This is a genomic window from Azospirillum isscasi (assembly GCF_030849505.1).
Lineage (GTDB): Bacteria > Pseudomonadota > Alphaproteobacteria > Azospirillales > Azospirillaceae > Azospirillum > Azospirillum isscasi.
Window position 1 is genome coordinate 1 of the sequence record NZ_JAUJFI010000166.1, and the last position, 12,413, is coordinate 12,413.

11 protein-coding genes are annotated in these 12,413 nt (G+C 70.1%); 10 read left to right on the plus strand and 1 reads right to left on the minus strand.

The genetic code is table 11. The features are described 5' to 3' along the window. The 10 genes from QSG27_RS23770 to QSG27_RS23815 form a co-directional block, all read left to right on the plus strand. The coding region (locus QSG27_RS23770; RefSeq protein ID WP_407653266.1) for a glycosyltransferase family 9 protein at positions 1-1,015 on the plus strand (1,015 nt) is incomplete at its 5' end. Positions 1,016-1,057: 42 nt separating this feature from the next. Next, complete coding sequence (locus QSG27_RS23775; RefSeq protein ID WP_306710517.1) at positions 1,058-3,076, plus strand: tetratricopeptide repeat protein; 2,019 nt, start codon at positions 1,058-1,060, stop codon at positions 3,074-3,076. Between the two features lie 69 nt (positions 3,077-3,145). Beyond that, positions 3,146-3,988, plus strand: coding sequence for a bifunctional DNA-formamidopyrimidine glycosylase/DNA-(apurinic or apyrimidinic site) lyase (mutM, locus tag QSG27_RS23780; protein ID WP_306710527.1), 843 nt, complete (start codon positions 3,146-3,148; stop codon positions 3,986-3,988). A gap of 15 nt (positions 3,989-4,003) precedes the next feature. After that, the gene (locus QSG27_RS23785) at positions 4,004-4,444 is read left to right on the plus strand and encodes a hypothetical protein (protein WP_306710518.1); all 441 of its coding nucleotides are present in this window, start codon (positions 4,004-4,006) and stop codon (positions 4,442-4,444) included. Positions 4,445-4,521: 77 nt separating this feature from the next. Beyond that, positions 4,522-5,298 carry an enoyl-CoA hydratase gene (locus tag QSG27_RS23790; RefSeq protein ID WP_306710519.1) on the plus strand — a complete coding sequence of 259 codons (777 nt, stop codon included), beginning with the start codon at positions 4,522-4,524 and terminating at the stop codon, positions 5,296-5,298. A gap of 173 nt (positions 5,299-5,471) precedes the next feature. After that, positions 5,472-5,732 carry a 30S ribosomal protein S20 gene (gene rpsT, locus QSG27_RS23795; protein WP_094301467.1) on the plus strand — a complete coding sequence of 87 codons (261 nt, stop codon included), beginning with the start codon at positions 5,472-5,474 and terminating at the stop codon, positions 5,730-5,732. A 593-nt stretch (positions 5,733-6,325) separates the two neighbouring features. Beyond that, positions 6,326-7,855, plus strand: a complete 1,530-nt coding sequence (gene dnaA / locus QSG27_RS23800) for a chromosomal replication initiator protein DnaA (RefSeq protein ID WP_306710520.1) — start codon at positions 6,326-6,328, stop codon at positions 7,853-7,855. Between the two features lie 112 nt (positions 7,856-7,967). Continuing rightward, positions 7,968-8,939, plus strand: coding sequence for a GGDEF domain-containing protein (locus QSG27_RS23805; RefSeq protein ID WP_306710521.1), 972 nt, complete (start codon positions 7,968-7,970; stop codon positions 8,937-8,939). A 178-nt stretch (positions 8,940-9,117) separates the two neighbouring features. Continuing rightward, positions 9,118-10,302 (plus strand): extracellular solute-binding protein, encoded by a 1,185-nt coding sequence (locus tag QSG27_RS23810; protein ID WP_306710522.1) that lies wholly within the window; start codon positions 9,118-9,120, stop codon positions 10,300-10,302. A gap of 156 nt (positions 10,303-10,458) precedes the next feature. After that, positions 10,459-11,520 (plus strand): ABC transporter ATP-binding protein, encoded by a 1,062-nt coding sequence (locus QSG27_RS23815; protein WP_306710524.1) that lies wholly within the window; start codon positions 10,459-10,461, stop codon positions 11,518-11,520. Between the two features lie 6 nt (positions 11,521-11,526). Here the strand turns inward: QSG27_RS23815 and QSG27_RS23820 are convergent. Continuing rightward, positions 11,527-12,413, minus strand: an 887-nt coding sequence (locus QSG27_RS23820; protein ID WP_306710526.1) for a copper resistance D family protein, incomplete at its 5' end; no start/stop codon positions are given.

Genomic DNA, 12,413 nt, shown 5'->3' on the forward strand with positions numbered 1-12,413 from the left:
GGAGGCGGCGCTCGCCCGCGATCCCGCCCTGGCCGACGCGCGGGTGGCGCGGGCCTCGGCCCTGCTGGCGCTCGGGCGCTTCGCCGAGGGCTGGGACGCCTGGGAGGACCGTTGGTCCGCCGAGCCCTGGTGCCGCACCGCCGGGCGCTTTCCGCAACCGCTGTGGACCGGGCAACCGCTGGCGGGCGGGCGGCTGCTGGTCTGGGGGGAGCAGGGGGTGGGCGACGAGGTGATGTTCGCCACTCTGCTGCCTTTGTTGACGCAATCGTCAACAGAAGAGACGCAATCATCAATATCGGTCGTTTCGGGCTGTGTGCTGGAATGCGACGCCCGGCTGGCGCCGCTGTTCGCCCGTTCCCTGCCGGGGGTGGAGGTGGTGCCGCGCGGCCCGGTGCCGGACCCGCGCCTGTCGGCGCCGGACATCGCCGCGCACATCCCGTCCGGCAGCCTGCCGCGCCTGCTGCTGCGCCGGGAGGAGGATTTCCGCCGGCTCCGTCCCGCCCTGGCCGCCGATCCGGCGCGGGTGCCGCCGATCCGGCGGACGGACCGGCGCCCCTTGGTCGGCATCGCCTGGCACACCACCAACCCGAAATGGGGGCGCCTGCGGAACCTTCCGCTGGCCGATCTGGCGCGCACGCTGCACGCGGCGGGCGCCGACATGGTGGTCCTGCAATATGGCGGCTGGGCGGAGGAGGTGGCCGCGCTGGCCGATGACGGCATCGCCGTCGCGCTGCCCCCCGGGCTGGACCGCAAGGACGACCTGGACGGGCTGGCCGCGCAGATCGCCGCCACGGACCTCGTCGTCACCATCGACAACGCGACCGCCCATCTGGCCGGGGCCCTGGGGCATCCGGTCTGGGTCCTGCTGTCCCACGCGCCGGACTGGCGCTGGCTGCGCGGGCGGGACGACAGCCCCTGGTACCCCTCCGCCCGCCTGTTCCGGCAACCGGCGGCGGGGGACTGGCGGACGCCGCTGGACGCCGTGGCCGACCGGCTGCGCGCGTGGTTCCGGTAGGCCCGCCACCCTTCGCTCCCTCTCACCGCCCGGCACGGAAACATGGCGACAATCGCGGAAGCCCTGACCATCGCCTTCGACCACCACGAGTCCGGCCGTCTGGCCGAGGCGGAGATCCTCTATGGCCGCATCCTCGACGCCGATCCCGATCAGGCGACCGTGCTCCATCTGCTGGGCGTTCTCTACGGCCAGACGGACCGGCCGAAGCTGGCGGCGGCGCTGTTCGTGGGGGCCATCGGGCTGGTTCCGGACCATCCGGACCTGCGCTACGACCTCGCCCGCGTCCGGCTGATGCTGGAGGACGGGGAGGGGGCGGTGGCCGTCCTGCGGCAGACCGTGGCGCTCCAGCCCGACCACGCGGCGGCCCTGTTCCAGCTCGCCCTGGCCTTCCGCAGCGTCGGGCGGCACGGCGACTCGCTGCTGACCCTGGAACGGCTCCTGACGCTCCAGCCCGACAGCCTGGAGGCGCGCTACCTCGCCGACCGGGCCGTGGAGCGGGAAGGGCGGGAGTTGCTGGCGCAGGGGCGGATCGGGCATGCGGTGGAGCGGCTCACCCGCCCGGTGGCGGAGTCCGTGGGTGTGCCGCTCCTTTCCGCCCACGCCGCGGCTTCCTACAGCGATGGCAAGCCGGCGGAGGCCGCCCGGCTGCTGCGCGGGCTTCTGGCCGTCAACCCGGCGGACGCCATGGCGCTGTGGAATTTGTCGCTGTGCCGGTTCGACGGACGCGATGCGGCGGCGGAGCGGCTGGCCCGCAGGGCGCGCGCCCTGGCCCCGCAGGAGGCGGAGGCCCACGCGAAGCTGGGTCTGGCGCTGGCCGCCCAGGGGCGGCATGCGGCGGCGGCGGCCTGCGGCCGTGTGGCGCTGGCCTGCGACCCGGCCCATGCGCTTTCCCTGTCCAACCTGGGCACGCTGACGATCCTGCTCGACGAGGACGCGCAGGCTTTGCGGCTGGCGGACCGGGCGCTGCTGGTGGCCCCGGATCTGGGCGACGCCCTGGTCGTCCGCGGTGATGCGCTGGTGCGGCTCGACCGCCCGCGGGAGGCCGTGGACGCCTTCCGCGGCGCCCTGCGCGTGGCCCCCCGGCTGGTGACCGCCCATGTGAATCTGGCCCATCTGCTCCTGCGTCTGGGCGACTACGCCGCCGGCTGGGCGGAATTCGAGTGGCGCTGGCGGAGCGAGGCGCAAGCGGGCTGGCGCCGTCCCTTTCGCCAGCCGCGCTGGGCCGGCGTGGATCTGGCGGGGCAGACCATCCTGGTCCATGCGGAGCAGGGTTTGGGCGACACCATCCAGTTCGTCCGTTTCCTGGACGCGGTGCTGCGGGCCGGCCCGGCGCGCATCCATCTGGAGACGCAAGGTCCCCTTCTGCCCCTGCTGACGCACAGCCTCGATCCCGCACGGGTGTCGGTGATCCCGCGGGCGGCCAACTTTCCGGGGGTGAGCGGCCTGCCCGAAACCGATGTCCAAATCCCGCTGATGAGCCTTGCCGGCCTCTTCTGTCCGAGCCTGGAGGCGATTCCCGCCCGCGTGCCCTACCTGAGCGTGCCCGAGGAGCGGCGCGGCTTCTGGGAACGGCGCCTGCGGAACGACGCACCGGGGGCCCGGCTGCGCGTCGGGCTGGCCTGGGCGGGGCGGCCCCAGTACCACGCCGACGCCACCCGCTCCATGCCCCTGTCCGCCCTGGCCCCGCTGGCGGCGGTGCCGGGGGTGGCGCTGTTCTCCCTCCAGGTGGGCGAGGCGTCCGAGCAGATCGCGCGGGCGCCCTTTCCGGTCATCGACCTGTCGGACGGCCCGCCCGGCATGCTTGAGGCGGCGGCGGCGATGGAGGGGTTGGACCTGATCGTTGCGGTGGACACGGCGATCGCCCATCTGGCCGGCGCGCTGGCCCGCCCGGTCTGGGTTCTGCTGGCCAAGGACAACGACTGGCGCTGGCTCAACGGGCGGGACGACAGCCCCTGGTACCCCACCGCCCGCCTGTTCCGCCAGACCCGCCGGAGCGACTGGTCCGGGCCGGTGGAGGAGGCGGCGCGCGCCTTGCGGAGGCTGGTGGAGGAGAGTGTCTGAGCGGGGGTTGGGAAGACGGGAGCTTGCCCCTTGCGTCAACCGGCGCTTCCCACCATCCTCCTTGGCATCATGCCCGAGCTTCCCGAAGTCGAAACCGTCTGCCGTGGCCTCGCCCCGCATCTGGAGGGGCGGACGCTGGTCCAGGTGCTCCAGCGGCGGGCCAACCTGCGCGTGCCCTTTCCGCCCGGCTTCTGCGAGCGGCTGACCGGGCGCCGCGTCGAGTCGGTGCGCCGCCGCGCCAAATACATCCTGGTCCATCTGGACGACGGGACGGTGCTGATCGCCCATCTCGGCATGTCGGGCCGCATGATCATCACGCCGGAACGGCCCGCCGCCTGGGGCGCCCACGACCATGTGGTGCTGGAGACGGACGCCGGGACGGTGGTGACCTTCAACGACGCCCGCCGGTTCGGCCTGATGGACCTCGCCATCGCGGAAACCCTGGCCGAGCACCCGTTGCTGCGCACCCTCGGGCCGGAGCCGCTGGGCAACGAATTTTCCGGCCCGGTGCTGGCCGGCCGGCTGGCCGGGCGGATGACCAGCATCAAGGCCGCCCTCCTGGACCAGACCGTGGTCGCCGGGCTCGGCAACATCTACGTGTCGGAGGCGCTGTTCCTGGCCCGCCTCAGCCCCACGCGCATTGCCGCCACGGTGACCGGTGCGAAAGCGGAACGGTTGGCCGCGGCGATCCGCGGGGTTCTGGAGCGGGCCATCGCCGCCGGAGGCTCGTCCTTGCGCGACTACCGGCAGGCGTCGGGGGAACTCGGCTATTTCCAGCACCAGTTCTCGGTCTACGACCGCGAGGGAGCGCCCTGTCCGGGCTGCACCTGCGACGTGGCGAAGACCGGGGGCATCCGCCGGATCGTCCAGGCGGGCCGTTCGACTTTCTATTGTCCGCAACGCCAGCGTTGATATAGGTGGAGGGTTATGACGGCTCCATCGGCCACCGCCCGGGCGGCGCTCGCCGCCCTCCTCCTCGCCGGCCCCGCTCTCGCGGGTCTGGCCGGGGTTCCGTTGCCCGCCTCCGCCCGGGCCGCCGAGTCGGCCCGCTACGTCGAAGGGATGGGGGACGTGCCGGTGATGCCGGGCCTCGCCCCCGCCGAGGAGGCGCCGCTGGTCTTCGACAAGCCCGCCGGGCGCATCGCGCAGTCGGTGATGGCCGGGACGATGGACCGCGGCGCGGTTCTGGCCTTCTACAACCAGACCATGCCGCAGCTCGGCTGGAGCCGCGCCCCGCAACGGGCAGGCGGGGCCGCCAGCTTCCTGCGGGAGGGCGAGGAACTGCGCCTGGAATTCGTCGAGCCGGCCCGCGCCGCCGCGCCGAAGGCCGGGGCCACGGTCGTCCGCTTTTCCCTGATTCCGCGCTGACCCTCCAAAGACCAAGAGCAAACCAGAACGCCCCCATCCAGAATAAGGGGGGCCAAACCACGGGAGCCTGCTGCACCATGCCGTACGAAACCATTCTCGTCGAAACCCGCGGACCGGTGGGGCTCGTCACGCTGAACCGGCCGAAGGCGCTGAACGCCCTGTCCGACCTGCTGGTGACCGAACTGGGCCAGGCGCTGGACGCGCTGGAGGCCGACGACTCGATCGGCGCCATCGTGGTGACGGGTTCGGAGAAGGCCTTCGCCGCCGGCGCCGACATCAAGGAGATGCAGAATTTCTCCTACATGGACGTCTACAAGGCCAACTTCATCACCGCGAAGTGGGAGCGGCTGGCCAAGTGCCGCAAGCCGACCATCGCCGCGGTGGCCGGCTACGCGCTGGGCGGCGGTTGCGAACTGGCCATGATGGCCGACTTCATCCTGGCCGCCGACACCGCCAAGTTCGGCCAGCCGGAGATCACCATCGGCACCATCCCCGGCGCCGGCGGCACGCAGCGCCTGACCCGCTTCGTCGGCAAGTCCAAGGCCATGGAGATGTGCCTGACCGGCCGCCTGATGGACGCCGCGGAGGCCGAGCGCGCCGGCCTCGTCAGCCGCGTCGTGCCGGCGACGGATCTGGTGGACGAGGCGGTGAGGGTTGCCGAGAAGATCGCCAAGCTCTCGCGTCCGGTGGTCATGATGGCCAAGGACGCGGTCAACGCCGCCTACGAGACGACGCTGACCGAAGGCATCCGGGTGGAGCGCCGAATCTTCCACGCCACTTTCGCCGTCGAAGACCAGAAGGAAGGCATGGCCGCTTTCGCCGAGAAGCGCCAGCCGGATTGGAAGCATCGCTGACATCCCCCGACTCCTCCCCCGCATCTAGCGGGGGAGGGCCAGGAATCCGTCAAGATCTCGTTTTCTTTCATTTGCCGAAAAACAGTGTTGGACGGCGCCTTGACTCTCCTCCGGCTGGAGCGTATAAGGCCCCCTCGCACTGGGACAGGCGTGTCGTCCGGAGTAGGGTTTTCATGGCCAATCATAAGTCTGCTGAAAAGCGCATTCGTCAAACCGCGCGTCGTACGGAGATCAACCGTAACCGCGTCAGCCGTATCCGCACCTTCGTGAAGAAGGTCGAGACGGCGATCTCGTCCGGCAACAAGGCTGAAGCCGCTGAGGCTTTCAAGGCCGCTCAGCCGGAACTGATGCGTGGGGCCTCCAAGGGCGTTCTGCACAAGAACACCGTGTCGCGCAAGCTGTCGCGCCTGTCGGCCCGCATCAAGGCTCTCTGAGTTTACTCGGCGTTATAAAGCCGCGCACCAGATCTGGGCGCGGCTTTTTGCGTTCTTAGTAAATACAGTCACCGTTTTTCCGAATCTTCCGACAGAAATGCGGCGGATCTCGGAACCGCGGCTGTCGGATGGCGATGCGCCGCCGACTCTGCGGACGCCCGTGGAGTCTGTGGAGCAGGATGCGAAGGGGGTTTGTGTTTTTCGGCGCATTCCGGACCGTTCGCTTTCTGTCCTATTGCCACGAAGGGGACGGCTGATTAGACTTTCGATCCGTCGGGAATGGCGCACCGATGTTGCCTTCGATGTCGCGCGTCATTTGCTAAAGGACGGAGACGGGCAAGGCCGCGGGACGCTCAAGAAGCTCGACTCGACCCGTTGCTCCTGGAGCGATGCTTTTCTTAAAACTCAACGTGGCAAGGGCGGAGTCCAACTTCGCCGAAGGGATAGCATTGCCATCCGGTTGGGAGGCATCCACCGTTGGAGTCTTCAGGAGAGGAACGTTTTGAACGCGCGGGGCCTAAGTTAAGTCGAGCGGGACGGTGCCCCCTGCGGCACGGGGCCGTCCGGGGGGAAAGGAGCGGGGTAGGGGAAGCATGTCGGTCGGCGCGTCGTTGGATCAGCAGTGGGCCCGCATCCGGGGCCGCCTCAAGGACGAGGTGGGCGAGATCGCCTATCGCAGCTGGCTGCAGCCGCTTTCCTTCGCCGGCATCCGCGGCGGGGAGGTGCGCATCGTCGTGCCCACCCGCTTCATGCGCGATTGGGTGCTGACCCACTACGCCGACCGCATCCGCAACCTGTGGGCCGGGGAGAACCCGGACGTGCTGTCCATCGACGTGGTGGTCGCCTCCGCCAACGCGCCGTCCATGCTGGCTTCGGAAGAGGACAGGGACGAGCAGGCCCCCGGCGCCGATCCGGCGCGCGGGCCCGCCGAGGACGGCCCGGTTCCGTCCGCCCCCGCCCCGCGGGCCGCGGCGCTGGCGCAATCCCCGTCCTATGGCGCCACCTCCTACATCGGGTCCTCCTATTCGGCGGGGCCGCCTTCCTTCGCGTCGGACGAGTCGCCCACGGCGGTCGCCTCGGTGCTGGAGGACCGCACCGACATCTCCGCCCCGCTGGACCCGCGCTTCACCTTCGAGAATTTCGTGGTGGGCAAGCCGAACGAGCTGGCCCACGCCGCCGCCCGGCGCGTCGCCGACGCCACCTCGGTCACCTTCAACCCGCTGTTCCTCTACGGCGGGGTGGGGCTGGGCAAGACGCACCTGATGCACGCCATCGCCTGGCAGATCCGGCGGAACGACCCGAACCGCAAGGTGATCTACCTGTCGGCGGAAAAGTTCATGTACCAGTTCATCCGGGCGCTGCGCTTCAAGGACACCATGGCCTTCAAGCAGCAGTTCCGCTCGGTGGACGTGCTGATGATCGACGACGTGCAGTTCATCAGCGGCAAGGACAGCACCCAGGAAGAGTTCTTCCACACCTTCAACGCGCTGGTGGACCAGAACCGTCAGGTCATCATCTCCGCCGACAAGAGCCCGTCCGACCTGGAAGGGATGGAGGAGCGGCTGCGCTCCCGCCTCGGCTGGGGCCTCGTGGCGGACATCCACCCGACCACCTACGAGCTGCGGCTGGGCATCCTCCAGGCCAAGGCGGACGCGCTGAACGCGGCGATCCCGCTGAAGGTGCTGGAGTTCCTGGCGCACAAGATCACGTCGAACGTGCGCGAGCTGGAAGGGGCGCTGAACCGCATCGTCGCGCACGCGGAGCTGGTCGGGCGGGCCATCTCGCTGGAATCGACGCAGGAGGTGCTGCACGACCTGCTGCGCGCCAACGACCGCCGCGTCACCATCGACGAGATCCAGAAGCGGGTGGCGGAGCATTTCAACATCCGCGTCGCCGACATGCATTCGGCCCGCCGCGCCCGCGCCGTGGCCCGCCCGCGGCAGGTCGCCATGTATCTCGCCAAGCAGCTCACCGCCCGCTCGCTGCCGGAGATCGGGCGCAAGTTCGGCGGGCGCGACCACACCACCGTGATGCACGCGGTGAAGAAGGTCGAGGAGCTGCGCACCACGGACCCGGCCTTCGCCGAGGACGTGGAGCTTCTCCGCCGCATGCTGGAAAGCTGAGCGGAGCCGGCCGGGGGCGCGGGCGCCCGGCTTTATGTGCACCGCAAAAATGATGGCATTTTATACAAAACCCTTGTAAACACCCCACCGGTGCGTGCAAGGGGTCGCTGCCATGAATTCCGGCTCAACCACGGAGACGAACGTCCTCGTCGTCGACGATTCCTCCGTTGTCCGGAAAATCCTGAAGGACCACCTGGAGACGCACGGCTACCGGGTCCTGCTCGCCCGAGACGGGCGGGAGGCGCTGGACCTCTACCATCTCCACGACATCCACATCCTGATCACCGACCTGGAAATGCCCCGCATGGACGGGCTGGAGCTGTGCTGGCTGATCCGGGCGGAGGACGACCAGCACCGCACCTTCTGCATCCTGATGACCGCGGACGACGACATCCAGCGCCGGATCGAGGCGTTCGACGCGGGTGCCGACGAGTTCCTGACCAAGCCCATCGACATGCCCATGCTGCGCGCCCGCGTGCGCGCCGGCGAACGCATCACCCGCACCCACCGGGTGATGGCGGAGATGCTGAACACCGACTATCTGACCGGCGTCCTGAACCGCCGCCGCTTCATGGAGCGGCTGGAGCAGCAGCACCGCCTGCTTCAGGGCGGAGCCCAGAGCCAGAGAGGGGCGGAGAAGGCCGTCCCCTTCGCCGTCGCGCTGTTCGACATCGACCATTTCAAGCGGATCAACGACACCTACGGCCACTCCAACGGCGACATGGCGCTGAAGCTGTTCGCCCAGACCTGCGCCGCCCGCGTGCCGCCCGGCGGCTTCCTGGGCCGCATGGGCGGGGAGGAGTTCTGCATGGTCCTGCCCGCCCCGCAGGTCGAGACGGCCATCGCCAAGGCGGAGGAGATCCGCATGGCGACGGAGGCGCTGACCGCCAAGACCGCGGAAGGCGCCCTGTTCGCCTTCACCGTCAGCATCGGCGTCTGCCCGGCGGACGGCACGGAGACGGTGGCCGACCTGATCGCGCGGGCCGACGAGTCGCTCTACTTCGCCAAGAACAGCGGGCGCAACCGCACCGTCGTCTGCGGCATCGAAGGCGTGGTGGTGAAGGCCCGTTTCTACGTGATGTGATCCCGCCCGCGGCCATGACAGGCCGATGAAGTTTGCGCCCACTCCCGCTTGAGCCATGGACGGCGCCCGGATATCGCGGCACAGTTGCCGCTGCGGCGGCGTCCGGCAGGACCGGCCCCGCGACCGGCACGACCGGCAAAAGAAAACGGGCCAATAAGAAAACGGGAGAGTAGGTGCCATGACCAAGGTTCCGGAAACCACCAGCCTGGAACGGCGCTCCAGCGCCGAGACCCAGCGCGCCGCCAAGGGCTTCACCCGCCGCCTGCTGCTCCAGGGGGCCGCCGCCGCCGCGGGCGTCGCCTCCGCCGGTCCCTTCATCCTGCGCGAAGGCCGCGCCGCGTCGGGAAGCGTCAAGATCTTCTCCTGGGCCGGCTACATCAGCCCGGACATGCTGGCCGATTTCGAGAAGAAGACCGGCATCAAGGCCACCCTCACCGAATACGGCACCAACGACGAGCTTCTGAACCAGCTCAAGGCGACGGGCGGCGCCGGCTTCGACATCATCCACCCCACGGTGGACCGCGTGCCGAACTATGTGGAGTTCGAGCTGGTCCAGCCGCTGGACGAATCGAAGGTCACCTGGGACGGCTGCCTGAAATCGGCCGTCGAGGGCTCCGCGGCCATGGGCGGCGTGGTCGGCGGCAAGCGCTTCTTCGCCCCCGCCGACTGGGGGACGGAGGCCATCGCCTACGACCAGGGCAAGGCGCCGCTGACCTACGGCACCGCCAGCTATGGCGACCTGTGGAAGCCGGAGCATGCGGGCAAGGTGACGGTGCGCGGCCATTCCGGCCTGATCGGCATCGGCCTGTGGCTGGAAGGCCAGGGCAAGCTGCCCCACCCGATCCGCGAGCAGTTCAAGGACGAGGCGAAGGCGCGGGCCAATTTCGACGCGATCCTTCAGGTCGCCGCCGCCCACAAGAAGGCCATCGGCCAGTTCTGGTCCAACGAGAACGAGGCCCAGGGCGCCTTCCGCACCAACGGCTGCGTGATCGGCCAGACCTGGGATTCGACCGCCGTGGCCCTGCGCAAGGAGGGTCTGCCGGTCCGCTTCCTGGCGCCGAAGGAAGGGGCGCTGGCCTGGATGGAGGGTTTCGCGATCCCGAAGAAGGCGGCGAACCTGGAGCAGGCCTACGCCTGGATCAACTGGTTCTACACGCCGCAGGCGGGCGCGCTCTACACCAACCATTCCGGCATCTCCAGCACGGCGGTCGGGGCGGAGGCGCATCTGTCCGACCTGAACAAGCAGTTCTTCGCCGACGCCTATCCCGGCGACGCGCTGCAGAAGCTGTGGTGGTGGCCGATCCAGGAAGCCTGGTACGTCTCCATCCGCAACGAATACCAGGACCGCTTCCTGGCGGCGTGACCATAAAACCACCCTCTCCCGTCCCGGGAGAGGGTGCCCGCGCAGCGGGCGGGTGAGGGTGCTTGCAAGGATCATGTCGCTGATCCTCGTCGGTACCCCCACCCCGACCCTACCCCGGGGCGGGGGAGGGAGTTTGAAATTTCCATTCAGGTGCCTATGAGTCAGGACGTCCAGCTTGAATCCGTCACCATGCGGTTCGGTTCCGTCACCGCCGTCCGCAACGTCTCGCTGACCGTCGGGGCGGGGGAGTTCTTCAGCTTCCTCGGCCCGTCCGGCTGCGGGAAGACCACCATCCTGCGCATGGTCTCCGGCTTCATGGAGCCGACCGAGGGGGCCATCCGCATCGGCGGGCGGGACATGCGCGGCATCGGCCCGAACAAGCGCCCGACCGCGCTGATTTTCCAGAACCTCGCTTTGTTTCCGCTGATGACGGTGGCGGAGAACATCGGCTTCGGGCTGGAGGTGCGCGGCGTGCCCGCGGCGGAGCGCAAGGGGCGGGTGCGCAAGCTGCTCGACCTCGTGGCCCTGCCGGACGCCGCGGAGAAGAAGGTGACGGAGCTGTCCGGCGGCCAGCGCCAGCGCATCGCCATCGCCCGCGCGCTGGCCGTGGAGCCCGCCGTCCTGCTGCTGGACGAGCCGCTGTCGGCGCTGGACCTGAAGCTGCGCCAGCACATGCGGGCCGAGCTGCGCGACCTGCAGAAGCGGACCGGCGTGACCTTCATCTACATCACCCACGACCAGGGCGAGGCGCTGACCATGTCCGACCGGATCGGCGTGATGTCCCGCGGCGTGCTGGAGCAGGTGGGCGACGGGCGGGCCATCTACGACCATCCGGAAACCGCCTTCGTCGCCTCCTTCGTGGGGGAGAACAACCGCTTTTCCGGCACCGTCGCCGAGTCGGCGGACGGGCGCGCCGCTCTGGACACACCCTATGGCCGTCTGGTCGGGCGCAACCCGCGGCGGCTCCGCCCCGGCGACCGCGCCACCCTGTTCGTCCGGCCCGAACGCATGGCGGCGGGGGCGGGGGCGGAAAACGCGCTGGAGGCGCGGGTCACCCACCGGGATTTCGAGGGCGCCTTCATCAACGCCTTCCTGGAGGGCGACATCACCGTCCAGGTCCCGCATCTGGGAGACGAACCGCCGCTGACCCCCGGCGAACCCGCCCGGATCGCCTTCCGGGCGGAGGACGCGGTGATCCTGCCGGACGCCCCGGTGTAAGCGGCCTCAGCGCCCCACCGGCACCGCCGCGCGGAAGGGCACCTTCTCAAAATCGCTGACCAGCGCGTTCACCCGCACCGACCAGGACCCGGCCACCGGCAGCGCCACCCCGTCCGCCGCGTAGACGCCGGGCGCCTGCTTCGGCAGGGGGCGGGCGATCGCCTCGATCCCGGCGGCGGGCAGGGCCAGCTCCACCGACACCTCCAGCGCGTCGAGCGGCGCGCCGTCCGGCCCGGCCAGCCGCAGCTCGATCCGGTTCGTTCCGGGAAGCGCCGGGGTCACCGTCAGGATGGCCATGCGCCCCTGCGCCATGACCGCGGTGCTGAAGCCGGCCGGCCTCTCCGCAACGACCGGCGGGGCCTGGGTCCGCGGCGGCGGGGTGGTGCCCAGCCCGGCGGTGAACAGCACGACCAGCGCCGCCACCACCATCTCCGTATGGACGCTGGCGCGCAGCCGCGTGGCGGCGTCCCGGCCCATCGTCTCCAGCCGCGGCGTCAGCCGCCACCGGTTGAGCGCCGCCAGCCCCAGCAGAACCAGCGCGCAGGCGATCTTGGCGGCCCAGATCTGCCCGTAGGCGGTGGTCAGGATGGCGCGCGGGTCGGCCAGTTGCAGGGCGCTCAGCCCCGCCCCGGCCAGCAGCAGGACCGCCACCGCCGGCACCGCCCAGCCGGAGAAGCGCCGGACCAGCCGCAGCGACTCATGCGGCGGCTCCGTCCGCAGCAGCACAGCGAGCGGCCAGAAGCTCCCGATCCAGAAGCCCACCGCCAGACCGTGCAGAGCCACCAGCGGCACGCTCAGCCAGCGCGGCTCCGCCGTCGCCGCGTGGCCGGTGGCGGCCAGAGCCAGCGAAGCCCCCACCGCCCCGGCGGCCAGCAGCACGCCGCCCGCCATCC

Coding starts and splice junctions, on each gene's coding strand:
- QSG27_RS23815 (WP_306710524.1), top strand. CDS start 10,459: ATGAGTCAGGACGTCCAGCTTGAATCCGTCACCATGCGGTTCGGTTCC.
- QSG27_RS23785 (WP_306710518.1), top strand. CDS start 4,004: ATGACGGCTCCATCGGCCACCGCCCGGGCGGCGCTCGCCGCCCTCCTC.
- mutM (WP_306710527.1), top strand. CDS start 3,146: ATGCCCGAGCTTCCCGAAGTCGAAACCGTCTGCCGTGGCCTCGCCCCG.
- QSG27_RS23810 (WP_306710522.1), top strand. CDS start 9,118: ATGACCAAGGTTCCGGAAACCACCAGCCTGGAACGGCGCTCCAGCGCC.
- rpsT (WP_094301467.1), top strand. CDS start 5,472: ATGGCCAATCATAAGTCTGCTGAAAAGCGCATTCGTCAAACCGCGCGT.
- QSG27_RS23775 (WP_306710517.1), top strand. CDS start 1,058: ATGGCGACAATCGCGGAAGCCCTGACCATCGCCTTCGACCACCACGAG.
- QSG27_RS23805 (WP_306710521.1), top strand. CDS start 7,968: ATGAATTCCGGCTCAACCACGGAGACGAACGTCCTCGTCGTCGACGAT.
- dnaA (WP_306710520.1), top strand. CDS start 6,326: ATGTCGGTCGGCGCGTCGTTGGATCAGCAGTGGGCCCGCATCCGGGGC.
- QSG27_RS23790 (WP_306710519.1), top strand. CDS start 4,522: ATGCCGTACGAAACCATTCTCGTCGAAACCCGCGGACCGGTGGGGCTC.